Annotated in this window: 20 protein-coding genes and 1 pseudogene; 9 read left to right on the top strand and 12 right to left on the bottom strand. The window is 65.8% G+C overall.

Annotated elements, in window-relative coordinates; genetic code table 11:
• Positions 1 to 33 precede the first annotated feature (33 nt).
• From D1F64_RS24155 to rsmI, 5 genes and pseudogenes are all read right to left on the bottom strand, one after another.
• A pseudogene (locus D1F64_RS24155) lies at positions 34 to 587 on the bottom strand (ATP-binding protein); the annotation flags it as partial.
• The gene (locus D1F64_RS24150; protein WP_248304569.1) at positions 512 to 1153 is read right to left on the bottom strand and encodes a magnesium chelatase domain-containing protein; all 642 of its coding nucleotides are present in this window, start codon (positions 1151 to 1153) and stop codon (positions 512 to 514) included. The pseudogene D1F64_RS24155 and the gene D1F64_RS24150, both read right to left, overlap by 76 nt.
• Positions 1154 to 1232: 79 nt before the next feature.
• On the bottom strand, positions 1233 to 2177 hold the full coding sequence (gene gshB / locus D1F64_RS01245; RefSeq protein ID WP_117410938.1) for a glutathione synthase: 945 nt from the start codon (positions 2175 to 2177) through the stop codon (positions 1233 to 1235).
• A 178-nt stretch (positions 2178 to 2355) separates the two neighbouring features.
• A complete protein-coding gene (locus tag D1F64_RS01240; protein WP_117410937.1) occupies positions 2356 to 2727 on the bottom strand; it encodes a YraN family protein in 372 nt (123 codons plus the stop codon).
• A complete protein-coding gene (rsmI, locus tag D1F64_RS01235; protein ID WP_117410936.1) occupies positions 2717 to 3709 on the bottom strand; it encodes a 16S rRNA (cytidine(1402)-2'-O)-methyltransferase in 993 nt (330 codons plus the stop codon). The genes D1F64_RS01240 and rsmI overlap by 11 nt, the downstream gene beginning before the upstream one ends.
• Before the next feature lie 242 nt (positions 3710 to 3951).
• Here rsmI and D1F64_RS01230 point away from each other — a divergent pair, with 242 nt between their 5' ends.
• The 6 genes from D1F64_RS01230 to D1F64_RS24145 all read left to right on the top strand — a co-directional run bounded on the left by D1F64_RS01230 (position 3952) and on the right by D1F64_RS24145 (position 9076).
• On the top strand, positions 3952 to 5175 hold the full coding sequence (locus tag D1F64_RS01230; protein WP_205470605.1) for a penicillin-binding protein activator: 1224 nt from the start codon (positions 3952 to 3954) through the stop codon (positions 5173 to 5175).
• A gap of 48 nt (positions 5176 to 5223) precedes the next feature.
• Complete coding sequence (gene coaBC / locus D1F64_RS01225; protein ID WP_117410934.1) at positions 5224 to 6432, top strand: bifunctional phosphopantothenoylcysteine decarboxylase/phosphopantothenate--cysteine ligase CoaBC; 1209 nt, start codon at positions 5224 to 5226, stop codon at positions 6430 to 6432.
• Positions 6433 to 6453: 21 nt separating this feature from the next.
• Positions 6454 to 6909, top strand: a complete 456-nt coding sequence (dut, locus tag D1F64_RS01220; RefSeq protein WP_117410933.1) for a dUTP diphosphatase — start codon at positions 6454 to 6456, stop codon at positions 6907 to 6909.
• Positions 6910 to 6950: 41 nt separating this feature from the next.
• Entirely contained in the window at positions 6951 to 7619 is a 669-nt protein-coding gene (locus D1F64_RS01215; protein WP_117410932.1) for an HAD-IA family hydrolase, read from the top strand.
• Between the two features lie 203 nt (positions 7620 to 7822).
• Positions 7823 to 8785 (top strand): cysteine synthase A, encoded by a 963-nt coding sequence (cysK, locus tag D1F64_RS01210; protein ID WP_117410931.1) that lies wholly within the window; start codon positions 7823 to 7825, stop codon positions 8783 to 8785.
• Between the two features lie 63 nt (positions 8786 to 8848).
• The gene (locus D1F64_RS24145; protein WP_117414337.1) at positions 8849 to 9076 is read left to right on the top strand and encodes a GDCCVxC domain-containing (seleno)protein; all 228 of its coding nucleotides are present in this window, start codon (positions 8849 to 8851) and stop codon (positions 9074 to 9076) included.
• A gap of 51 nt (positions 9077 to 9127) precedes the next feature.
• Here the strand turns inward: D1F64_RS24145 and trpS are convergent, their stop codons facing one another.
• The 7 genes from trpS to D1F64_RS01170 form a co-directional block, all read right to left on the bottom strand.
• Positions 9128 to 10180: a tryptophan--tRNA ligase gene (trpS, locus tag D1F64_RS01200; RefSeq protein WP_117410930.1), complete on the bottom strand. Its 1053-nt coding sequence runs from the start codon at positions 10178 to 10180 to the stop codon at positions 9128 to 9130.
• A 97-nt stretch (positions 10181 to 10277) separates the two neighbouring features.
• Positions 10278 to 11837 carry a murein biosynthesis integral membrane protein MurJ gene (gene murJ, locus D1F64_RS01195; protein WP_117410929.1) on the bottom strand — a complete coding sequence of 520 codons (1560 nt, stop codon included), beginning with the start codon at positions 11835 to 11837 and terminating at the stop codon, positions 10278 to 10280.
• Between the two features lie 67 nt (positions 11838 to 11904).
• Positions 11905 to 14730, bottom strand: a complete 2826-nt coding sequence (locus D1F64_RS01190; RefSeq protein WP_117410928.1) for a [protein-PII] uridylyltransferase — start codon at positions 14728 to 14730, stop codon at positions 11905 to 11907.
• Between the two features lie 165 nt (positions 14731 to 14895).
• On the bottom strand, positions 14896 to 15267 hold the full coding sequence (locus D1F64_RS01185; RefSeq protein WP_117410927.1) for a helix-turn-helix domain-containing protein: 372 nt from the start codon (positions 15265 to 15267) through the stop codon (positions 14896 to 14898).
• An 11-nt stretch (positions 15268 to 15278) separates the two neighbouring features.
• On the bottom strand, positions 15279 to 15890 hold the full coding sequence (locus D1F64_RS01180) for a Smr/MutS family protein (RefSeq protein ID WP_248304568.1): 612 nt from the start codon (positions 15888 to 15890) through the stop codon (positions 15279 to 15281).
• A complete protein-coding gene (locus D1F64_RS01175; protein WP_117414336.1) occupies positions 15877 to 16986 on the bottom strand; it encodes an MltA domain-containing protein in 1110 nt (369 codons plus the stop codon). The genes D1F64_RS01180 and D1F64_RS01175 overlap by 14 nt, the downstream gene beginning before the upstream one ends.
• A 149-nt stretch (positions 16987 to 17135) precedes the next feature.
• Entirely contained in the window at positions 17136 to 17849 is a 714-nt protein-coding gene (locus D1F64_RS01170) for a Tim44/TimA family putative adaptor protein (protein WP_117410925.1), read from the bottom strand.
• 396 nt (positions 17850 to 18245) lie between these two features.
• On the opposite strand from D1F64_RS01170, the gene D1F64_RS01165 reads away from it, so the two are divergent.
• From D1F64_RS01165 to polA, 3 genes are all read left to right on the top strand, one after another.
• The gene (locus D1F64_RS01165; RefSeq protein WP_117410924.1) at positions 18246 to 18746 is read left to right on the top strand and encodes an FxsA family protein; all 501 of its coding nucleotides are present in this window, start codon (positions 18246 to 18248) and stop codon (positions 18744 to 18746) included.
• 158 nt (positions 18747 to 18904) lie between these two features.
• Positions 18905 to 19960, top strand: a complete 1056-nt coding sequence (locus D1F64_RS01160; RefSeq protein WP_205470604.1) for an acyltransferase family protein — start codon at positions 18905 to 18907, stop codon at positions 19958 to 19960.
• A 109-nt stretch (positions 19961 to 20069) separates the two neighbouring features.
• Positions 20070 to 22991 (top strand): DNA polymerase I, encoded by a 2922-nt coding sequence (polA, locus tag D1F64_RS01155; protein ID WP_117410923.1) that lies wholly within the window; start codon positions 20070 to 20072, stop codon positions 22989 to 22991.
• Positions 22992 to 23351: the final 360 nt, after the last annotated feature.

Below are 23351 nucleotides of genomic sequence, written 5' to 3'. Positions count from 1 at the left end.
GATGCGCAGGTCGATGCGATCGAGAAACGGCCCCGAGAGGCGCGCCTGGTAGTCCGCGGCGCAGCGCTGTCCGCGCCGGCACTGGTGACCCGGTTCGCCCGCGTGGCCGCAGCGGCATGGGTTCATCGCGGTGACCAGTTGCACCCGCGCCGGATAGGACACCCGGTGGTTGGCGCGCGCGATCACTGTCTCGCCGGTTTCAAGCGGTTGGCGCAGACTGTCGAGCACCTGCGGATTGAACTCGGGCAACTCGTCAAGAAAGAGCACGCCGTTGTGGGCGAGCGACATTTCGCCCGGCTTGGCCTTCAGCCCGCCGCCCACGAGCGCCGCCATGGAGGCGGAGTGATGGGGGCGCGGAACGGCCTGCGGTCGGACAGCCGCCCGTCCGCCAACTCGCCGGCGATCGAGGCGATCATCGACACCTCCAGCAATTCCTTCGGCGTCAGCGGCGGAAGAATCGACGGCAGGCGCGCCGCAAGCATCGACTTTCCCGCTCCCGGCGGCCCGACCATCAGAAGATTGTGCCCGCCCGCAGCGGCCACTTCCAGCGCCCGGCGCGCGGTTTCCTGTCCGCGCACATCGGCCATGTCCGGCAGGTCGAAGGCGGGGCGTGCAACCGCGCCACCGGCCGGGAGAGAACCTGCGTGCCCTTGAAATGATTGGCGATGGCAATGAGGCTGCGCGGCGCGAGAATCGCCGTTTCCGCACCCGCCCAGGCGGCTTCAGAGCCGCAATCGGCGGGACAGATCAGCCCGCGTCCCATGGCGTTGGCGCCGATCGCCGCCGGCAGCACGCCGGCCACGGGCGCGATGGTGCCGTCCAGGCCGAGTTCGCCGACGACAACGTAGTCCGCCAGTTGGTCGCCCGGCACGGCGCCCATCGCCGCCATCAGCCCCAGCGCGATCGGCAGGTCGTAATGAGAGCCTTCCTTGGGCAGATCCGCTGGCGCCAGATTGACCGTGATGCGTTTGGCCGGCAGCGCCATGCCCGACGCGATCAGCGCGCTGCGCACCCGCTCGCGGCTTTCCGCGACCGCCTTGTCCGCCAGCCCGACGATGTTGAAGACAACGGCGCCCGGACCAACCTGCACCTGCACGTCAACGGGGATCGCCTCGACGCCTTGAAACGCCACTGTGGTAATCCGGCTGACCATGACCTCCTCCGCGCTCGCCGCACGCCCGAGATCACGTTACGTCAGTTATGACGAGGAGGCAAGAACGAAAAAGGAACATTCATTCGGAGCATTTGGCTTCGATCACGTCCCAGACGCGGCCGGCGATGTCGGGACCGCCGAGTTTCGCCACCGCGCGGATGCCGGTGGGTGCGGTGACATTGATCTCGGTCAGCATGCCATCGATCACGTCGATGCCCACGAGCAGCAGCCCGCGTTCGCGCAGGGCGGGCCCCAGCCGGGCGCAGATCTCGCGTTCGCGTTCCGACAGATCGGCTTCGCGCGCCGCACCCCCGCGCACCATGTTGGAGCGCAGATCACCAGGCGCCGGCACGCGGTTGACGGCGCCCGCGAATTCCCCGTCGACCAGAATAATCCGTTTGTCGCCATGCTTCACGTTGGGCAGGAAGCGCTGGATCACCCAGGGCTCGCGAAAGACGCTCGCGAAGAAATCATAGAGCGAGCCGTAGTTGAGATCATCCTGCGTGATGCGGAACACCGCCGCCCCGCCGTGACCGAACAGCGGCTTCATGACGATGTCGCCATGCTCGGCGCGAAACGCGTCGATCTCGTCGCGATCCCGGGTGACCAGCGTCGGCGGCATCAGATCGGCGAATTCGGTGACGAACAGTTTTTCCGGCGCATTGCGCACATGCGCCGGGTCATTCACGACAAGCGTGTCGGGATGGATTTTCTCCAGCATGTGGGTGGCCGCGATATAGGCCAGATCAAAGGGCGGATCCTGGCGCATCAGGATCACGTCGATTTCCGCAAGATCCGTGCGCACGCCCTCGCCCAGCGTGTAGTGGTCGCCCTTGACGTCGCGCACGGCGACGGGCTCAAGCCGGGCAAAGACCTTGTCGCCGATCATCGCCAGCCGGTCGGGCGTGTAGTGAAACAGCTGGTGGCCGCGCCTTTCCGCTTCCAGCATCAGCGCAAATGCGCTGTCGCCCGCGATGTTGACGGTCGAGATATGGTCCATCTGGACAGCGACGCGAAGCGGCATCGGCAGGGATCCTTTTGAAGGCGGTGCCTTGGCGGCGGACGCCGCGGGCGTTCATGACGTCATGGAAACGCGCACCACAAGCGGGCTTGAAAATCACATATGCGGTGCGATGCCCGATTTGTCCACGCCGCGCGCGAAGATTGCGGCAACGGGAAACGATTCCCGAGGCAGTCGGCCGTCAGCAATCCGCATCGAAGGCGTTCGGCATATGATGCGGCCATTGACCCGGCGCGATCAGCAGCGCGTCGAAGCGCAAGGTCGCGGCGTTGTAACGCGGGTTTCGCGACAGCCACAGGTTGGCAGCCTCGACGACACGGCGCCGGTTTGCGGGCGTGATGGCCTCCAGCGCAGCGTCCCGGGTGTCGCGCGCCTTCACCTCGACGATGGCGACGGTGCCCCCCCGCCGGGCGACCAGATCGATTTCGCCGCGCGGGGTGCGGTAGCGGCGCGCCAGAATGCGATACCCCTTCAGCCGCAGCCAAAGGGCCGCGCGGGCTTCCGCCTTTAGGCCCCACAGATGGGCGCGGCGGCGTTTGGGATCAGCCGTCATGACCTCCCGTGCCCTCATCCGCCGATGTCTCGTCACGCAACGCCAGCGCCCGCTTGTACAGCGCGCGGCGGTCGCGTCCGGTCTGCTTCGCGATCTGGCCCGCGGCGGCGCTCACAGGCAGATCCCGCAACGCATCGCGCAACAGCGCGTCCACATCCGCGTCGCTGGTTTCCTCCGCCTCCGGCGGCGCGATTGCAATGACGATCTCGCCCCTGGGCGGCGTGTCGGCAAACCGCTGCGCGAGGTCGCCAAGCGTGCCTCGCTCGAAGGTTTCGAATTTCTTGGTCAGCTCGCGCGCCACAGCGGCCGCACGCGCACCCCCAAGCACCTGCGCCATATCGCCAAGCGTTGCACCCAGCCGGCGGGGTGATTCGAAGAACACCTGGGTTGCCGGGACGTGCCGCAGATCCTCCAGCCGGCGGCGGCGGGCGGAGGACTTTTGCGGCAGAAACCCCGCGAAAAGAATCGTGTCGGTGGGCAGGCCGGCGCCCACGAGGGCGGCGAGCGGCGCCGATGCGCCCGGAATCGGAAACACCCGGAACCCTTCGGCCACCACGTCGCGAACCAGTCTGTAGCCGGGATCCGACAAGAGCGGCGTTCCGGCGTCGGAGACCTGGGCAACGACCTTGCCCTCGGCCAGCGCCGAGAGGATTTTCGGCCGCATCTTCGCGGCATTGTGCTCGTGATAGGCGATCAGCGGCGTGCGGATATCGTAGCGCTGTAGCAGAATGCGGGTGACGCGGGTATCCTCGCAGGCGATCATGTCCGCGCCGCTCAGCGTCTCCAGCGCCCGGATCGTGATATCGCGCAGGTTGCCGATCGGCGTCGAAACGATGTAGAGACCGGGTTCGATGCGCGGCGACGAAAAGCCCTGCGCCCCGATGCTGTAGCGGCCGGTGCCGGGTACCGCATTACGGGCGGGCTGATCGTCGGCGAAAGCCGCATCGGAAACCGCTGCGTCCGTCGTGTCCTCGGAGACCATATTCGTTCCGCTGTGTGGCGGTCGTGTCATAGAAGCGTGCCACCTGAATGCGGGTCCGGTGACCTCGGCTGCCATGAATCGTGCTGCCGGGACTGGGACTGCCGCGTGAATCGTGCACCCTGTTGTAGCGCCGAGACAACAAACCGGGCAAATTGGTGTCGTTGTTTTGACAGACTTCCACTAAATCGCCAAAATCGCTCGGCCTTTTGCCGGGGCGAAACAGGATCCGGGAGACCCAGAACGTGCTGCAGACAGGAAACGGGCGAACGAGCGGCGCGAAACGATGGGCGCTGGCGCTGACGCTGGGCGCGGGTCTGGGCTTGAGCGGCTGTACCGGCTCGACCACGGGCGTCTACCCGCAGTTCGACGGCCGCGGGCCGACTCAGGCGGCGCCGAGCGGCGATGTGCTGGGCAACGGGTCCGTGCGCGTGGCGCTGCTGCTGCCCAAATCGGCAACCGCGAACGCCGGCGAGATCGCCACCGTGTTCCGCAACGCGGCGGAACTGGCGATGAACGATTTCCAGGGCGCCGACATCCAGGTTCTCGTCAAGGACACCGGCGGCACCGCCGAGGGCGGCCGCGCGGCCGCGCAACAGGCGATTTCCGAGGGCGCGGAACTCATTCTCGGCCCCGTATTCTCGCCCGCCGTCAGCGGTGCGGGCCAGGCCGCACGCACGGCCGGCGTACCGGTTGTTGCGTTTTCCTCCGATGCATCCGCCGCGGCGCGCGGGGTCTATCTGCTCTCCTTCATGCCGCAGCAGGATACGGCGCGGGTGATTTCCTACGCCTCGAGTCAGGGCCGCAGGTCATTCGCGGCGCTGATTCCCGATAACGGCTACGGCGCCGTTGTGGAGGCAGCCTTCCGTCAGTCGGTCGGCCGGGCCGGCGGCCGCATCGTCGCCATCGAGCGGTACAAGGTCGACGCCGCCCGCGGTGTGGACTCCGCCGATCTGCAGGCCAAGACCAACACGATCGCCGAAGCCGCGAAGCAAGCCGATGCGATTTTCCTGCCCGACGGCGGCAGTGTTCCCGGCTATATCGCGCAGATCCTCTCGGCCAAGGGCATCGGCCGCGACAAGGTGACATTCCTGGGCAGCGGCCAGTGGGACAACACTCAGGTGCTGAACGAGCCGGCGCTCGCGGGCGGGCTGTATCCGGCGCCGGTGAAGCCCGGCTTCACGGCCTTCGCACAGCGCTATCAGGCCGCTTACGGCAGCGCACCGCCGCGCAACGCGACATTGGCCTATGACGCGACGCGGCTGGCTGCCGGGCTCGTGAGCAACGCCGGCCCGCGCCGTTTCGCCACCGGCGTGCTGACCAATCGCGATGGGTTCCTGGGCGTCGACGGGGTGTTCCGCTTCAACAGCGACGGCACCAACGAGCGCGGCCTGGCGATCTACGAGGCGACCGGCAGCGGCTCCCGACTCGTCGATCCCGCACCGCAGGCCTTCCCGGTCGGTTCCTGACGCCGCCGATGCCTCGGCTGGTTTCCCATGCGACACGGCGGTGACGGAATGCTGCAGGGCAAACGCATCCTGTTGATCATCAGTGGCGGCATCGCCGCCTACAAGGCGCTCGATCTGATCCGGCGGCTGCGCGAGCGCGGCGCGCAGGTGCGCGCCGTGATGACCGCGGGCGCGCAGAACTTCGTCACGCCGCTCAGCGTGGGCGCGCTAACCGCCGACACCGTGTTCACCGACCTCTTTGATCGCGACGCCGAGCACGATGTCGGCCACATCCGGCTGTCGCGCGAGGCGGATCTGATCGTCATCGCGCCCGCCACGGCTGATCTTTTGGCCAAGATGGCCCATGGGCTGGCGGACGATCTCGCCACGGCGGTGTTGCTGGCCGCCGACAAGCCCGTGCTTGCCGCGCCGGCCATGAACCCGCGCATGTGGCAGCATCCGGCCACGCGCCGCAATCTAGCAACACTCGAGGCTGATGGGGTCGCCTTCGTCGGCCCCAACACCGGCGAGATGGCGGAAAGCAAAGAGGCCGGGCCCGGCCGCATGGCCGAGCCGATGGAAATTCTGGCCGCGATCGACGCGGCGCTGGGTCCAGTGGATGCTCCGCTGGCGGGGGTCAAGCTCCTCGTGACCTCCGGGCCGACCCACGAGCCGATCGACCCGGTGCGCTATCTCGCCAACCGCTCGTCGGGCAAACAGGGCCACGCCATCGCCGCCGCCGCTGCCGCCGCAGGAGCAGACGTGACGCTGGTCTCGGGGCCCGTGTCGATTGCCGATCCCGCGGGCGTCACGACGGTGCATGTGGAGACGGCACGCGAGATGCTGGCCGCCGTTGAGCGCGCTCTGCCCTGCGACGTGGCCGTGATGGCCGCGGCAGTCGCCGATTGGCGGGTGGATACCGAGCAGGGTGACAAGATCAAGAAGGACGCGTCTGGCCAACCCCCGGCGCTGGGCTTCGTCGAGAACCCCGATATTCTGGCGACCGTCTCCAAGGCGGCAGACCGGCCACGCCTGGTGGTCGGGTTCGCGGCCGAGACCAGCGCGTTGATTGCCAACGCCAAGTCCAAGCTCGCGCGCAAGGGCTGCGACTGGATCGTCGCCAATGACGTGAACCACGCAGGCGGCGTGATGGGCGGCGACGCCAACACAGTGCGCATCGTCTCGCGTGACGGTGTCGAGGAGTGGCCGAAAATGGACAAGGTGGAGGTCGCGCGCCGGCTCGTTGCCCGTATCGCCGCCAGCCTGAACAAGTCCTGAGTTCGAACGAAAGTCAGCCGAATGAGCGTGCCCGTCAAATTCCAGCGCCTGCCCAATGGCGTGGGCCTGCCGCAGCCGGCCTATCAGAGCGATGAGGCGGCGGGGCTGGATCTGACAGCGGCCGTGGACGAGGGTGCGCCCGTCGTTATCGCGCCGGGGGCCTATGCGATGATCGAGACCGGCATCGCGATAGCCCTGCCGCCGGGGTTCGAGGGTCAGGTGCGGCCGCGCTCAGGCCTGGCAGCGCGCCATGGCGTGACCGTGCTGAATGCGCCGGGCACGGTGGATTCGGACTACCGCGGCGAGATCAAGGTGCTGCTGATCAACCACGGGAGCAAACCCTTCGAGGTCAGCCGGGGCGCGCGCATCGCCCAGCTCGTGGTCGCGCGGGTGTATCGCGCCGAGCTGCAGCAAACCGGCAGTCTGGACGACTCCGGGCGCGGCACCGGCGGCTTCGGGTCAACCGGAACGCACTGACATCGCGCCCCACAGTCCTCACAGTTCCCTGGAATTCCATCATGCTGCCTGATCTGGTCATCTTCGATTGCGACGGCGTTCTCGTCGATACCGAAAAGCGTTCCAACGAGATGCTGGCGGACGTCCTGACCCGCGACGGCTTTCCCATGACCTATGCGGAAAGTCGAAGGACTTTCACAGGCCGCAGCGCGGCGTCGATCCAGAAGATGGTCGAGGCGCAAAGCGGGCTGGACCTGGGCGCGGACTGGGTCGATCGGTTGCACAGCGAAACCGAAGCGATTTTCGCGCAGGGCGTTCCGGCGATTCCCGGGGTTCATGCGCAGATCGAGCGGCTGCATGCCGCGGGCGTGCCGTTTTGCGTCGCCTCCTCCGGCCTGGTCTCCAAGATGCGCATCACGCTCGGCGTCACCGGCCTTCTGCCGCTATTGGGCGATGTGCTGTTTTCCGCCTCCATGGTCGAAAACGGCAAGCCGGCGCCGGATCTTTTTTTGCACGCGGCGCGCAGCATGGGGCATGAGCCGGCGGGCTGCGTTGTCGTCGAGGACAGTGTCCCGGGCGTGTTGGCGGCGGTGGCCGCCGGCATGCGCGCCGTGGGCTATGCGGGTGACCCGGAGACCAGCGCAGAGGCGTTGAGGGCCGCAGGCGCAGACGTCATCCATGACATGGCGGCGCTTGGCGGCATGCTGGGGCTGTCGCCCGCGGCCGCCTGACGCGCGGGTCGCTGCGAGCACTGAATCTCTGCCAAGACGGCGTGTCTTGTTGGAACAATTTTTTCCGCCATATGCGGAGAAGGCGGCAAAGCGGACTCGCGCATTTTGACAAGCAGTTCTAGTCTTCTGCCTCCCGGCCGCAGAAGCCGGGTTGCAAGAGACGTTCATCCAACGATTTTTAGCGAAGTGGCGAGGAACCCCAAATGACCGAGCAGCGCGGACGAGGCCGGATTTACAACTCCATCGTGGACACGGTCGGCGACACGCCGATCGTACGGCTGGACCGGCTTGCCAAGGAAAAGAGCGTCAATGCGAACCTGCTGGCGAAGCTGGAATTCTTCAACCCGCTGAGCAGCGTCAAGGACCGCATCGGCGTCGCCATGATCGACGCGCTGGAGCGGGACGGCAAGATCACGCCGGGCAAGACGACGCTGGTCGAGCCGACGTCGGGCAACACCGGCATCGCGCTGGCCTTCGTGGCGGCGGCGCGCGGCTACCGCATCATTCTGGTGATGCCGGAGACCATGTCGGTGGAACGGCGCAAGATGCTGGCGCTGCTTGGCGCCGAACTCGAACTCACCGATGGCTCCAAGGGGATGAAGGGGGCGCTGGCCCGCGCGGACGAATTGCTGTCCGAGATTCCCGACGCCGTGATGCCGCAGCAGTTCGAGAACCCGGCCAATCCGGAGATCCACCGCAAGACGACAGCCGAGGAAATCTGGAACGACACCAAGGGCAACATCGACGTCTTCGTCTCCGGCATCGGCACGGGCGGCACGATCACCGGCGTCTCCCAGGTGCTCAAGAGCCGCAAACCCGACCTGCACGTGGTCGCCGTAGAACCGGCCGACAGCCCGATCCTGTCCGGCGGCCAGCCCGGCCCGCACAAGATCCAGGGCATCGGCGCGGGCATCATCCCGGCAATTCTCGACACTTCCGCCTATGATGAGGTGATCACCGTCACCAACGACGAGTCCTTCGAGATGGCGCGCCTGGTGGCGAAGCTGGAAGGCCTGCCGGTCGGCATCTCGTCCGGCGCCGCGCTGACTGCCGCGATCAAGGTCGGCCAGCGGCCGGAGATGGTGGGCAAGACGATCGTGGTGATCATCCCGTCCTTCGCGGAACGCTATCTGTCGACCGCGCTGTTCGAAGGGCTGGACGTCTGAGCGTGCGACGGCGGACTTGGGAAAACGACGTGAATGTCCGCTGAGCAAACGAAGGCCGCTGCAATGACGACGATTCTTCAATCGACGTTGACCTGTCCCCGTTGCGGTCATGCGGAATGCGAGCAGATGCCGACGGACGCCTGCCAGTTCTTCTACACATGCAAGGGGTGCGGGGGTCTGCTCAAACCGAAAGCGGGTGATTGCTGCGTGTTTTGTTCGTTCGGCGATGTGCCATGCCCGCCGATCCAGGACGCCCGCGCGTCGGGCAAGGACGCACACTGTTGCCCATAGCAACAGGGGCGGCTCGTAAGCCGCCCCCAGAATGCCCAACGTTTCCGGGTCTCAGCCCTTGCGGGTCGACAGGAAGCCGGTGATGTCCTTGACGCCCTGCATGACCGGACGCGCAATGGCGTCGGCGCGGTCGGCGCCGGCTCCCAGCACCTGGTCGATATAGGCCGTGTCGTCCTTCAAGCGGCGCATCTCATCGGCGATCGGCGCGAGCTTGGCGACCGCGAGGTCGGCCAGCGCGGGCTTGAAAGTGGAGAACTGCGAGCCGCCGAAGTCGTTCAGCACCTGTTCCGGGCTGTGTTCAGCGAGCGCCGCGTAGATGCCGACCAGATTGGCCGCCTCGGGACGGTCCTTCAGCCCGTCGGTCTCGCTGGGCAACGCTTCGGCGTCCGTCTTCGCCTTGCGGATCTTCTTCGAAATCGTGTCGGCGTCATCGGTCAGATTGATGCGCGACAGATCGGAAGGGTCGGATTTCGACATCTTCTTGGTGCCCTCGCGCAAGCTCATCACCCGGGTGGCGGGGCCCGCGATGATCGGCTCGGTCAGCGGGAAATAGCCCGCCTCCGGATCGTGACCCATGTCCGCGATCCGTCCGGCGTAATCGTTGTTGAATTTCTGCGCGATGTCGCGGGTCAGCTCCAGATGCTGCTTCTGATCCTCGCCCACCGGCACATGGGTCGCCCTGTACAGCAGAATGTCGGCGGCCATCAGGTTGGGATAGACGAACAGGCCTGTCGAGGCGTTCTCGCGGTTCTTGCCGGCCTTTTCCTTGAACTGGGTCATCCGGTTGAGCCAGCCCATGCGGGCGACGCAATTGAAGATCCACGCCAGTTCGGCGTGTCCCGAGACCTGGCTCTGGTTGAAGATGATGCTCTTCTTGGGGTCGATGCCGGCGGCGATATAGGCGCTGGCCACTTCGCGAATGGCGGCCTGCAGCTCGGCCGGCTCCTGCCAGACCGTGATGGCGTGCATGTCGACGACGCAATAGAGGCAAGGATGGGTGTCCTGCATGGCGACAAACCGGGTGATGGCACCCAGATAGTTGCCCAGATGCAGGTTTCCGGTCGGCTGGACGCCGGAAAAGACACGCGGCTCGAACACGCTCATCAAATGTTTCCCTGTGTGCGGGCCTTGTGGACAGGCCCTGATCAACGGGCCCGGACGGATGGGGTCCGCCGCAAAAAGCCCGCGCGGTTATCGCCAACTATCGTTTGGAGCGCAAGGCTTTCAGCCGCGCAGCAATGTCGACCGCGCCGGTCAGCTGCACGAAGAGCGCGAAGGCGGTCATGCCGCCAGTGACCAGCAGGGCAAGGGCGGCAACGCGCAGGATCAGGGCGGGTGCCGCGAGCCAGTCCTCCAAAGCCCAGGCGCCGGCATAGACGCAGCCGCCCATCAGGAGGCTCGCCAGGAGCATCAGAGGCAGCCGCTTCGCAAGGGCCGCGTCGGGCACGAAGTCGCCACGCCGCCACAGGGTGATGACCAGCAGCAGCGCATTGGCCCATCCGGCGAGTGACGTCGCCAGTGCAATGCCCACGTGCGCCAGGAACGGATACAGCGCGAAGGCGCCGACAACGTTGATCACCATGGCGGCGCCGGCGAACCACATCGGCGTCTTGGTGTCCTCACGGGCGAAGAACGCCGGCGAGAAGACCTTGATCAGCACAAACGACGGCAACCCGACGCCGAACGCGGCCAGCGCGGCAGTGGTGGCCTGTGTGTCTGCGGCGCTGAAGGCGCCGCGCTGAAACAGCACCGAGATGATGGGGTGCGGGATGACGATCAGGGCGATGGCGGCAGGCAAGGTCAACGCCAGGGCGAACTCGAGTGCCCGGTTCTGGGTATGGAGCACCCCGTCGCCGTTTCCAGCGCGCAATTGCCGCGACAGATCGGGCAGCAACACCACGCCGATGGCGATGCCGACGACGCCGAGCGGCAACTGGTACACGCGGTCGGCGTAGTAGAGATAGGAGACGGCGCTGGCCTGGGTTGATGCGATGATCGTCCCCACGGCGATGTTGATCTGGGTGATGCCGCCGGCGATGACGCCGGGAACGCCCAGTTGCAGCAGCCGCTTCACGCCCGGCGTCAGCCGGGGGCGCTTCATCGACAGGTGGAAGCCGTAGCGCTTGAGGGCCGTGGCCAGGGCGACCAGTTGCACCAGGCCCGCGAGCGCCACGCCGCCGGCCAGCACGATGCCGCTCTCCCGGCCCGCGTCGAGCCCAAGCACCGCGATCAGACCCAGCACCGCGATCATCACGACGTTGAGCAGCACCGGCGCGAAGGCGGCGGCGGCGAACCGTTCAAACGTGTTCAGAATGCCGCCGAGAAAGGCGATGAGCGACATGCACAGCAGATAGGGAAAGGTGATGCGCGACAGCAGCACCGCGAGATCGTATTTGTCCGGGTCGCTGTAGAACCCGGGCGCCAGCACCCACACCAGCGCCGGCATGGCGACTTCCGCGATCGCGGTGATCACCAAAAGGGTCCAGAACAGCCCGGCGAGGACTTCCTCGCCAAACCGGCGCGCGCCCTCCTCGCCCTGCTCCTCGAGCGACCGGGCGAACAGCGGCACGAAGGCGGAGTTGAACGCGCCCTCGGCGAACAATCGCCGAAACAGGTTGGGCAGCCGGAACGCGACGAAGAAGGCGTCGGCCACGGGTCCCGTCCCGATGATCGCGGCCATGGTGACATCGCGTATGAAGCCCAGCAGGCGGCTCGACAGGGTCGCTCCACCCACCGTGACGAAATGCTTCAAGAGGCTCATCGCGGCAGCTCTCTCACCCTTGGCGGATGCGTCGGGAACACGGGAGCAGGGCGGGCGGGCGCGGTGATCATTTCACGCTCGTCATGCTGCGCCAGGCGGCCTTCGCCTGTTTGACGGGCTTGGCGGGCTGAACGCCGTCGAAGGCGGCGGCGATGCGCTCGCGGATCTTGACCTGGCGGGCGACATTGGCGATTTTCTGTCCCGTCAGGTCGGTCACGTAGAATACATCCACCGCGCGCTCGCCGAAGGTCGCGATATGCGCGGAGGCGATGTTGAGATTGAGAGCCGAGATCTCGCGCGTCAGGTCGTAGAGCAAGCCCGGACGGTCGAGGCCGGAGGTCTCCAGGACCGTGTAGCGGTCGGACCAGGAATTGTTGACCAGCACCTCGGTTTCCAGCCGGAAGACCTTGGAGCGGCTGCGCGTCGCGGCCTTCTGGGCGACGCTGTTCGGCAGCTTCTCCTCTCCCAACAGCGTCCGGGAGATCAGCGTGGTGATGCGTTCGCCGCGCCGTCGCTCATCTGCGTCGTCCGGCAGTTCGCGGGTCACAAAGATCGTGTCGAGCGCCAGGCCGTCGGTGGTGGTGTAGATCTGCGCATCGACGATGTTGGCGCCGGCCACGAAGCACGACCCGGCGATCGTCGACAGCAGGCGCGGGTGGTCGGCGGCCAGCACGGTGATCTCGGTGATACCCTCAAAGGCGTGGGTGGTCACTTTGCTCGCGAGCTGCTTGCCGGAGGCATCCGCATCGCGGATCATTTCGGCGTGCATCAGTTTCTGCGGCAGATCCACCCGCAGCCAATAGGACGGGTAGTGGCGCTCGCGGTAGGCTTCGATTTCCGCGGCACTCCAGCCTTCCAATTCCTCGGCCAGTTCGCGCTGGGCCGCTTCGACCCGCTTGCTGCTGGCCGGCAGGCTGTAGCCGCCCGCCAGAACCGGCTCGCACTCGTAGTACAGCGTGCGCAGCAGTTGTCCCTTCCAGCCGTTGAACACATTGGGCCCGACGGCGCGGATGTCGGCGACGGTGAGCACCAGGAGCAGCTTCAGCCGCTCCGGGCTCTGCACCACCTCGGCGAAATCCGTGATCGTCTTGCGGTCGTTGAGATCGCGCGACTGGGCGACGGTGCTCATCAGCAGATGGTGTTCGATCAGCCAGGCGACGGTTTCGGTTTCCGCGGCGTTCAGGCCGAACCGCGGACACAGCCGGCGGGCGATGCGCGCTCCCGCGATGGAATGATCCTCCGGCCTGCCCTTGGCGATATCGTGCAGGAACAGCGCCACATACAGAACCTTGCGGTTTTGCGTGGTCTTGAGGATCTCGGTCGACAGCGGATGATCGTCGCCCTGTTCGCCGCGCTCGATTTCCGACAGCACGCCAATGGCGCGCAGCAGGTGCTCGTCCACCGTGTAGTGATGATACATGTTGAACTGCATCATCGCCTCGACCTTGCCGAAGTCGGGCACGAAGCGTGACAGCACCCCGGCCTCGCTCATCCGCCGCAGCACGGTTTCCGGATCCCCGCGCGAGGTCAGGATACCGATGAACAGCCGGTTGGCTTCCGGGTTTTCGCGCAGAGACCGGTCGATCAGCCGCCGCGAGCGCCGCACCAGCTTCATCAGTTCGGGATGAAACAGCAGGTCGTGGCGCTCGGCGAGCGAAAAGGCCCGGATCAGGTTGATCGGGTCCTTCTTGAAGACATCCGCATGAGCGATGTTGAGCCGGTCGTTCTCGACCACGAAATCCTTGCTGCTGCCCAGCGGCTGCCGCCGGCTCGAGCGCTTCAGCGTGTTGAGGAAGCGCGACAGGCCCGGCGTCTGCTTGGCGTGTTTTTCCTCAAGCGCGGCGCACAGGATGCGCGTCAGGTCGCCCACGTCCTTGGCGATGAGGAAATAGTGCTTCATGAAGCGTTCCACATCGTGCTGGCCGGGATGCTCGGTATAGCTCAGACGCTGGGCGATCTCGCGCTGGATGTCGAACGAAAGCCGCTCCTCGGGCCGCCCGGTGAGGAAGTGCATGTGGCAGCGCACCGCCCAAAGAAAATCGTCGCATTGCACGAAGCGGTTGTATTCGGCCCGCGAGAACACCCCGGCCTTCACCAGCTCGTTGCCCGAGCGCAGGCGGTAGAAATATTTGGCGATCCAGAACAGCGTGTGCAGGTCACGCAGGCCGCCCTTGCCCTCCTTGACGTTGGGCTCGACCAGATAGCGGGACTGGCCCTGGCGGCGGTGCCGCTCGTCGCGTTCGGCCAGCTTCGCGGCTATGAACTCCGGTCCGGTGTTCTTCACCACCTCGTTGTCGAAGCGCTCGATCAATTCCTCGGCCAGGTCCTTGTGGCCCCAGACGTAACGGGCTTCCAGAATGGCGGTGCGGATCGTCATGTCGCTGCGCGACAGGCGGAGCGATTCGCCGACGGTGCGGGTGGCGTGGCCCACCTTCAGACCGAGGTCCCACAACAGATACAGGATATATTCGACGACCGATTCGCCCCACGGCGTCTGCTTGTAGGGCAGCAGGAACAGCAGATCGATATCGGAGGCCGGCGCCAGCGTGCCCCGGCCGTAGCCGCCCACGGCCACAACGGACATGTGCTCGGCGGCGGACGGATTTTGCACCCGATAGACATGAAACACCGCGAAATCGTAGATCACGCGAATGATCTCGTCCTGCAGGAAGCACAGCCGACGGGCGCAGAGATGGCCGCCGCCGTCCTCGCGCAGCGCCTGCTCAACCTTGTCGCGCCCTTCCTGGTAGACTTCCTTGAGCCGCGCCAGAACCGCCGAGCGCACCCCGAGATCGGTGCCATCACCGCCGAACGGTTTCGTCAACGCCGAGAACTCGTGGCGCAGGGCGGCCGAGTCGATCAGCTCGGGAAAGGGCTCGGTGAGTGATGTCATGCAGGTATTTCCGATGAAACTGGATCATAGGTCAACAGAGCGCGCGGGTCGTCAACGATGTATTCCGCGTCCGGCGGGTGGGCGGGGTCCGGTGGCCGCGAGGCGATTGTATCGGGCAGAAATTGGGTGCAATTCAGACCAACGGGGATCTCGTATTCGGGCCTCTTACACACCGTCCTTGGCCGCGGCAACGCGTACCTGATGCAGCACATGATCGAGCGAACTCTTTGAAAGACCATGAATCTTCATGGCGAGAAGATTGGCGAGCTCGGTTGCCTCGGGCTCCAGGCCCGCCGTGTCGACCGTGACCCGCGGATCGGAGATCTCGGCAAGACGCTGCAGTTCCTCCGCCTCGTCCCAGATCACGTTGAAGAAGCCGATGATCCTGTGCACCATGAACCATGTGGGCCGGCCGCGCTTGCCATGTTCGAGCGCCGACAGATAGGCGCTGGAAACCTGCAGCTCGGCGGCCATTTCCTTCAAGGTGATGCCGCGCTTGCGGCGCAATTCGCGCACTTTCGCGCCAAACGGGGTCATTGCGCTGCCTTTCAGAAACCGTGGAAGCCATGCGGCGGCTTGCGCCGCCGGATGCGGACGTAAAGCGCACCCGAACCGCCGTGCGATGCGTGCGCCTCTTCAAAGCCGTTCACAAGATCGCGGAACTGCGGCAGTTGCAGCCAATGCGGCACCATTCGCCGCAGCACGCCGCGCCCGTCGTATCCATCGCCCCCCTTGCCGGTGATCACAAGCACCACCTTGTGGCCGCGCGCCTGCGCGCCCGCCAGATAGCTGTGCAAGCGGCCATGCGCCTCGGACTGGGTCAGCCCATGCAGATCGATGCGGCCGTCGATCGCCGTGCGGCCCCGCACCAGCCGCTGCAGCATGCGCCTGTCGAGCGCGCCAGGCGATGGCGCCGCCGGCGCCGTCTTTTTCAAAGGCGGCGCGACCAGCCGGCCGGCGAGGGCTGTGGTCGCCTTCGGCTTTTCCGGTGTCTTGGCCGCAACGGCCGCGGGTTTGTCCTTCGCCAGGGCCTGCTTGCCGACCGCGCGCACGCGTGTGTCGCCGGGCAGCGGCTTGAGCGTTTCGGTCACCCGTTTCCACAGGGTGTGCTCCTCGGCCGACAGGGCGCGTTTGCGGCGTTTGCGCTCATTTTCGCTCACGCTCCGCCTCCCTCGCAAGGCGCGAGCCGCGCGGTACCAGGCGAACGAATTCCGCGGCATGACGGATCCGCCCGGCACGAAGGCCCGCCGCCTCACCGGACCCAAGGTAAAGATCGCCCCGCGCCGGACCCTTGATGGCGGAGCCCGTGTCCTGGGCGATCATCAGATGCCGGAACGGTTGCCCGGTCCCGGTGGTGTCCTCGGGCAGATCGGCGGTCACGAAAATCGGCGTGCCGTAGGCATAGAACGCAGGATCGATCGCGATGCTGCGCGCCGCCGTCAGCGACACACCCGCCGCGCCGATGGGACCGGCGGACGGATCGGCGATCGCGACCTCGCGGAAGAAGATGTAAGAGCGGTTGGCCTGCATCAGCGCGCGCGCCTCATCGGGATTGTCGCGCAACCAGTCGCGCAAACGCTCCATACTCATGTCGTCGCGGGCAATGGCGCCCCGCTCGATCAGCAGCCGGCCGATGGGCGTATAGGGATGTCCGCTCTTGGCCGCATAGGCGATCCGCATCAGCGAGCCGTCTTGAAGCCGGATGCGGGCCGACCCCTGGATATGGATAAAGAAGGCGTCGATCGGATCCTCGACCCAGACGATCTCAAGCCCGCGATCCTTCAAGGCGCCCGCCTCGATCGCGGCGCGGTCGGGATGCTCGACAAGGCCGTCTTTCGTGCGCCGGGCGAATTGCAGCGCCGGGTCCAGCACCTGCGGCCGCGAGGTCTCGTCCAGCCGCACGAGATCGGTGGGCGCCGCGTACAAGGGCACCTGGAACCGGCTGCTGCGCGTGCGCGCGCCGGCGATCTCGGGCTCGAAGTAACCGGTGACGAATCCGGGCGCATCCACCCGCAGGGGAAGGAAATGGTCTTCGAAGAACCGCCGCGCCGCGTCGCCGTCATTCTCGGCGACACGCAAGGCGCGGGCGCACAGATCCGCCTGGATCCGCAGGGCTTCCACGCCGGATGCCGGCGCCGCGTCGGAGCGGGCGCCGCAGCCTGTCCGAAAGGCTTCAAGCGCGGCTGCGTGATTGTCCTCCGCCCAGCCGGCGAGCGCCTCGAAGCGAACCGGTGTGAGGGAAGAGCCGTGGGTCATGGAACCTTGCGCGGCGATGGGAAAGACGGCGGAACCGCAGACCAGAACGACAAGAACGGCGGCCCATGCCCCGCGCGCTCCCGGGCGTCGGCGCGGCGCGCCTGAACGCGTCAGCGGTCGCGGACACTGCCGCGCCGGCCGCCGCCAATTCATTCCGCCGCTTCGGTGGCCACCAGCTTCCAGTTCGGGTCCTGCGTGCTGGTGTCGCGCGAGAAGGTCCAGATATCGGTGACCTCGGTCACCTGGTTCGGGTCGCCCTCGATGATCGCACCGTCCTCGTTGCGGGTGGCGGAGATCAGCTGGCTGCGGAAGCGCACCGTCACCTGGGCGATGGACTTCTTCAGCGTCGCTTCGACGATTTCCGCCTTGTCGATGCCCACGAAGGTGGATTCAACCGTCTCACCGCGCGCCTCGCGGCCATCGATGGCGGAGACGAAGCCCTCATAGACCTCGCGCGACAGCAGGCCCTTGAGGCTCTTGCGGTCCCCTTCGGCAAACGCGGTGACGATCATCTCGTAGGCGGCCTTCGCGCCCTGGACGAAGTGCTGCGGATCGAAGCTGCGGTCGGCGGAGATGATCGAGCGCAAGGCTTCGTTCAGCGCCGAGCCTTCGGGCGCGAGCTTGGCCAGCTTCTGATCCTGATGTGTCGCGTCACGGTCTTCATCGTCCGGCTTGCCGCCGATGCTCACGACGTTGTCGTTGGAACCGGCATCGGAATCGGAATCGGCATCGCGCGATGAATAGGGATCGAACGGCGGCCGTTCGCTGCCGGTGCGGCGGCCAAGCACGCTGCGCAGCCGGAAAAAGATAGCCACCGCCAGCACGAGGAAGATAATGTTGTAGATGTCGAGAAAGTCACCCATATCGCGCTACCGGCCTATGTTCGATCCTGTCGTACGATTTCTATCGGCATGCGCCGTCGGCGCTTTTGGGCGTCCGCGCAACTGCCTGCCGCACGAAGCCGTTCCGATGATCGATTTCTAATGTAAGGCTTCTTGAACCAGCATCCAGCGGCCAGCACAAGTCCAGAGTGCTTTTCATGACCAAAGGACGACAAAAATCGGCTCAAGCAGCATCGGTACGTACGTAAACAGGCAATTTCCCCGACGTCGCGAAGCCTCAGGGCGGTACGACGCACAGGATCACCTTGCACCGCGGACGCCTTCATAGAGGCATTCTCCCAGGCACTGGCACTCGGCCTCCATACACCCTATTTACGGGTCCAAGGCCCACAAGCCAGTCCAACAGCGCGAGATGTCATGAACCCCGGTTTGATCCTATTGCTGTCCCTGCTCGGGATTCCGATCCTGGAAATCGCCGTGTTCATTCTGGTCGGCGGCCAGATCGGCGTCTTCGCGACGCTGGCGATGATTTTCGTGACCGCCGTCATCGGCACGGCGCTGTTGCGCCATCAGGGATTTTCGTTGCTGGCGCGTGTGCGCGCCGAAACCGACGCGGGCCGCGTGCCCGGCGAGGAGCTGGGCCACGGCGCGATGATCCTGGTCGCCGGTGTGTTGCTGCTGACCCCCGGATTCGTCACCGACGCGCTCGGCTTCCTGCTGTTCGTGCCGCCGGTGCGGCATGCGATCTGGCGGTTCATCGTCACGCGGCTCGACGTCAGCACGATCTCCATGTCGGCGGGCGGCTTCCGCGCGCGGAGCGGGCCGCAAGGGCAGGACCATGTGGTCGATCTCGACGAGGACGAGTGGTCGCGCAAGAACAATCCCGACACGCCCTGGCGGCAGGACCGCCTGCGCTGACGCCTTCGCATGGACGCCGCCAAGTGTTGGCAGCCTTTCCCGCATCTGTGATCCGTAGGTAAAATCCGTGAGGGATTGTTTACCCTTTTTACCGATTTCCGCACTGCAATCGTGATTTTTAACCGTGTCTTTCAGCCTGCTTCCGCATGGTGACGTCCATGAACACAGGCAGCGGGAACACGGCAATGCGGCAGGCGGAGCGGATCGACTGGGTCGACTATGCAAAGGGATTTTGCATCATCTTCGTGGTGATGATGCACTCGACGCTTGGCGTCGAGAAAGCGGCGGGCGCCGAGGGCTGGATGGGCCATGTGGTCGCATTCGCGCAGCCGTTCCGCATGCCCGACTTCTTTCTGATCTCCGGCCTGTTTCTCAGCCTGGTCATCGACCGCGACTGGCGCTCCTATCTCGACAAGAAGGTCATCCACTTCGTGTATTTCTACGCGCTGTGGGTAACCATCCAGTTCGCCATCAAGGCGCCGGGTTTCGCAAGCGAGCTCGGCTGGGACGGCACGCTGCTGGCGTATCTGGAAGCCTATGTCGAGCCCTTCGGCACGCTGTGGTTCATCTACATCCTGCCGATCTTCTTCGTCGTCACCAAGCTCGCGCGCCAGGTTGGCATCCCGTGGCAGGTGATGCTGGTCGTGGCCGCGGCGCTTGAAATCGCGCCGATCGAGACCGGCGCCCTGCTGGTGGACGAATTCGCCGGCCGCTTCGTCTTCTTCTATGCCGGTTACGTCTTCGCGCCGCATGTCTTCCGCCTCGCCGCCTGGGCCATGGCGCATGCCGGTCCGGCGATCGCCGGCCTCGCGATCTGGGGGCTGGTCAACGGCATTCTGGTCGCCATGGGCTTCTCGCACATGCCCTTCGTCTCGCTGGGCCTGGGCGCGATCGGCGCGACCGCCGTGGTGCTGGTCTCGGCGCTGCTCTCGCGGGTCTCGCTGTTCGGCTTCCTGCGCTTCTGCGGCGAGAACTCGATCGTCGTCTATCTGGCCTTCTTCCTGCCGATGGGCGTCAGCCGCGCGGCCTTGCTGAAAACCGGCATCATCACCGACCTAGGCACCATCTCGGTGCTCGTCACCGCGGCCGGCGTCATCGGCCCGCTGATGCTGTTCTGGATCGTGCGGGGCACGCGCTTCGACTTCCTGTTCAAGCGCCCGGCCTGGGCGACCCTTGGCAGGGCGAAAACTCCAGCGCTGCAACCGGCCGAATAGGCCGCCGCCTGACGAGACCGGCGAGAGCCGGTCACATCAGGCGGGAAAGAAACCGCCCTGTGGCGTTTTCTGCCTTTTAAAGCGCCGCCGCCATGGGCATGATCCGCCCATGTCCAGCGAATCCAAGATCTCCCGTCCCCTCGCCCCTGGCGACCATGTGTTTCTGGTCGACGGCTCGTCGTATATTTTCCGCGCCTACCACGCGCTGCCGCCGCTGACGCGCAAGTCGGACGGGCTGCCGGTGGGCGCCGTCGCGGGTTTCTGCAACATGCTGTGGAAGCTGCTGCGCGAGGCCGATGAAACAGCGGCGGGCGTCACGCCGACGCACATCGCGGTGATCTTCGATCATTCGGCGAAAACCTTCCGCAACGAGATCTACGACCAGTACAAGGCCCAGCGGCCCGACGTGCCCGAGGACCTGCGGCCGCAATTCTCCATCATTCGCGACGCTGTGCGCGCCTTCAACGTGGCGAGCATCGAGCAGGAAGGCTTTGAGGCCGACGACCTGATCGCCACCTACACCCGCCAGGCGGTGGAAGCGGGCGCCGACGTCACCATCATCTCGTCGGACAAGGATCTGATGCAGTTGATCCAACCCGGCGTCGCCATGGTCGACACCATGAAGAACAAGCGCATTGAGGCGCCGGAGGTTCAGGAGAAATTCGGCGTCGCGCCGGACAAGGTGGTGGACGTTCAGGCGTTGGCGGGCGACAGCGTGGACAACGTGCCCGGCGTGCCCGGGATCGGGGTGAAGACCGCTGCCCAGCTGATCAACGAATACGGCGATCTGGAGAACCTCCTCGCGCACGCCTCCGAGATCAAGCAGACCAAGCGGCGCGAAAACCTCATCGAATTCGCCGAACAGGCGCGAATCTCCCGCCGTCTGGTGGAGCTCGACCAGAACATGCCGGTGGACGTGGCGCTTGCCGACAGCGCGGTACAGCCGCTCGACGGCGAGAAGGCGGTCGCCTTCCTCAAGGCGATGGAATTCACCACGCTGACCCGCCGCGTGGCGGAACTCAGCGAGACCAGCGCCGAGGACATCGAGGCCACCGAGGTCGCGATCAAGGGCTGGGAAAGCCCGACGCCGGTGGCCAGCTCCGCAACGTCCGGCGACAGTGGCGAGGCGACGCCTTCCGCGCTTGCCGAGCGCCGGGCAGCAAACATCGGCGCGCTGCCGATCGACCATTCCGCTTACGAGACCGTCACCACGCTGGAGGCGCTGCAGGTCTGGATCGACGCAGCCTTCGAGGCCGGCTTCGTGGCGGTCGACACGGAAACCACTTCGCTCGACACCATGCAGGCGGAGATCGTCGGAATCTCGCTGGCGACCGAGCCGGGCAAGGCCTGCTACATCCCGCTCGGCCATGTCGACGGCGAGGGCGACCTGTTGGGCGGCGGCGGGCTGGTCGAGGGCCAAATTCCGCGCGATGAGGCACTAAAGGCGCTCAAGCCGCTGCTCGAGGCCCCAAGCGTTCTCAAGATCGCGCAGAACCTGAAATACGACTGGGTGATCTTCAAGCGGCTCGGCGTGGAGGTCGCGCCCTACGACGACACCATGCTGCTGTCCTATGCGCTGGATGCCGGCAAGGGCGGCAACGGCATGGACGCGCTTTCCGAGCGCTGGCTCGGCCACGTGCCGATCAAATACGCGGAGGTCGCCGGCAAGGGCAAGACGCTGGTCACCTTCGACAAGGTCTCCATCGAGAAGGCCTCGGCCTATGCGGCGGAGGACGCAGACGTCACGCTGCGGCTGTGGCTGATCCTCAAACCGCGCCTGCCGGGCGAACAGATCGCCACCGTCTACGAGACGCTGGAGCGGCCGATGGTGCCGGTGCTGGCGCGCATGGAAATGCGCGGCATCACCGTGGACCGGCAGATGCTGTCGCGGCTCTCGGGCGAGCTGGCGCAGGGCGCCGCCGCGCTGGAAGCCGAAATCCACGAACTGGCCGGCAAGCCGTTCAATGTCGGCTCGCCGAAGCAGCTCGGCGACATCCTGTTCGGTGAAATGGGCCTGCCCGGCGGCAAGAAGACCAAGACCGGCGCCTGGTCGACCTCGGCCTCCGTGCTCGACGACCTGGCGGCCGAAGGCCACGAGCTGCCCTCGCGGATTGTCGAATGGCGGCAGCTCTCGAAGCTGAAATCGACCTACACCGACGCGCTGCCCGGCTACATCAACGCCGAGACCGGCCGCGTGCACACCTCCTATGCGCTGGCGGCGACCACGACCGGGCGGCTGTCCTCGTCCGAGCCCAACCTGCAGAACATTCCGGTGCGCACCGAGGCCGGCCGCAAGATCCGCAAGGCCTTCATCGCGCCGCAGGGTTTCAAGCTGCTGTCGGCCGACTACAGCCAGATCGAGCTGCGCGTTCTCGCTCACATGGCGGAGATTCCGCAGCTCGTGCAGGCCTTCGCCGACGGGCTCGACATCCATGCGATGACCGCGAGCGAGATGTTCGGCGTGCCCATCGAGGGCATGGACCCGATGATCCGCCGCCGCGCCAAGGCAATCAATTTCGGCATCATCTACGGCATCTCCGCCTTCGGCCTCGCCAACCAGCTCGGCATCTCGCGCGGCGAGGCGGGCGATTACATCAAGAAGTATTTCGAGCGTTTCCCCGGCATCCGCGACTTCATGGAGGAGACGAAATCCTTCGTGCACGCCAACGGCTACGTGAAGACGATCTTTGGCCGCAAGGCGCATTATCCCGACGTCAACACCAAGAACCCCAACATGCGCGCGTTTTACGAACGCGCGGCGATCAACGCGCCGATCCAGGGCTCCGCCGCCGATATTCTCCGGCGAGCCATGGTGCGCATGGAGGACGCGCTGAAGGCGGCGAAGCTTGACGCCAAGATGCTGCTGCAGGTGCACGACGAGCTGATCTTCGAGGTGCCCGAGGATCAGGCGGACGCCACGATTCCGGTCGTCTCCCGCACCATGGAGGACGCGCCCCACCCCGCGCTTTCCATGCGCGTGCCGCTGCAGGTCGACGCCCGCGCCGCCGACACCTGGGACGAGGCGCACTAGCGAGCAACGGCGGGGCGAGCCGCATCCGCGCCCTCTCCCCATGGGAGAGGGGATTGAAGGCCACCTCTCCGCTCGTCATGCCGGACTTGATCCGGCATCCATGCCGATATTGTTCAGCACGGGAGGCGGTAGCCGCGGCTGGGCAGACCTTCGGAACCTTGATGGCATCCCTGAATGGATGCATCACGGCATGGGTCACGTGTCTGCGGGGCGCCGCTGCGCGCTGCACCGCGCATGAGATGACGCGGAGGGTTTAGTCGGGTTTTCGTAAATGCCCGAAATGCCCACACGATGACGTCGTCCTGAGGAGGGTCGGAGGCCCGTCTCGAAAGACCGGCGTGTGAACCCGGTCCAACACCA

The sequence above is a fragment of the Breoghania sp. L-A4 genome (assembly GCF_003432385.1).
Classification (GTDB): domain Bacteria; phylum Pseudomonadota; class Alphaproteobacteria; order Rhizobiales; family Stappiaceae; genus Breoghania.
The sequence above is the reverse complement of the archived record's forward strand: the minus strand, read 5'-3'. Positions and strand labels throughout refer to the sequence as shown.

Coding starts and splice junctions, on each gene's coding strand:
- D1F64_RS01160 (WP_205470604.1), top strand. CDS start 18,905: ATGAACACAGGCAGCGGGAACACGGCAATGCGGCAGGCGGAGCGGATC.
- rsmI (WP_117410936.1), bottom strand. CDS start 3,709: ATGGTCTCCGAGGACACGACGGACGCAGCGGTTTCCGATGCGGCTTTC.
- D1F64_RS01190 (WP_117410928.1), bottom strand. CDS start 14,730: ATGACATCACTCACCGAGCCCTTTCCCGAGCTGATCGACTCGGCCGCC.
- cysK (WP_117410931.1), top strand. CDS start 7,823: ATGACCGAGCAGCGCGGACGAGGCCGGATTTACAACTCCATCGTGGAC.
- D1F64_RS01175 (WP_117414336.1), bottom strand. CDS start 16,986: ATGACCCACGGCTCTTCCCTCACACCGGTTCGCTTCGAGGCGCTCGCC.
- murJ (WP_117410929.1), bottom strand. CDS start 11,837: ATGAGCCTCTTGAAGCATTTCGTCACGGTGGGTGGAGCGACCCTGTCG.
- coaBC (WP_117410934.1), top strand. CDS start 5,224: ATGCTGCAGGGCAAACGCATCCTGTTGATCATCAGTGGCGGCATCGCC.
- dut (WP_117410933.1), top strand. CDS start 6,454: ATGAGCGTGCCCGTCAAATTCCAGCGCCTGCCCAATGGCGTGGGCCTG.
- D1F64_RS01165 (WP_117410924.1), top strand. CDS start 18,246: ATGAACCCCGGTTTGATCCTATTGCTGTCCCTGCTCGGGATTCCGATC.
- gshB (WP_117410938.1), bottom strand. CDS start 2,177: ATGCCGCTTCGCGTCGCTGTCCAGATGGACCATATCTCGACCGTCAAC.
- D1F64_RS24150 (WP_248304569.1), bottom strand. CDS start 1,153: ATGGTCAGCCGGATTACCACAGTGGCGTTTCAAGGCGTCGAGGCGATC.
- D1F64_RS24145 (WP_117414337.1), top strand. CDS start 8,849: ATGACGACGATTCTTCAATCGACGTTGACCTGTCCCCGTTGCGGTCAT.
- polA (WP_117410923.1), top strand. CDS start 20,070: ATGTCCAGCGAATCCAAGATCTCCCGTCCCCTCGCCCCTGGCGACCAT.
- trpS (WP_117410930.1), bottom strand. CDS start 10,180: ATGAGCGTGTTCGAGCCGCGTGTCTTTTCCGGCGTCCAGCCGACCGGA.
- D1F64_RS01185 (WP_117410927.1), bottom strand. CDS start 15,267: ATGACCCCGTTTGGCGCGAAAGTGCGCGAATTGCGCCGCAAGCGCGGC.
- D1F64_RS01240 (WP_117410937.1), bottom strand. CDS start 2,727: ATGACGGCTGATCCCAAACGCCGCCGCGCCCATCTGTGGGGCCTAAAG.
- D1F64_RS01215 (WP_117410932.1), top strand. CDS start 6,951: ATGCTGCCTGATCTGGTCATCTTCGATTGCGACGGCGTTCTCGTCGAT.
- D1F64_RS01170 (WP_117410925.1), bottom strand. CDS start 17,849: ATGGGTGACTTTCTCGACATCTACAACATTATCTTCCTCGTGCTGGCG.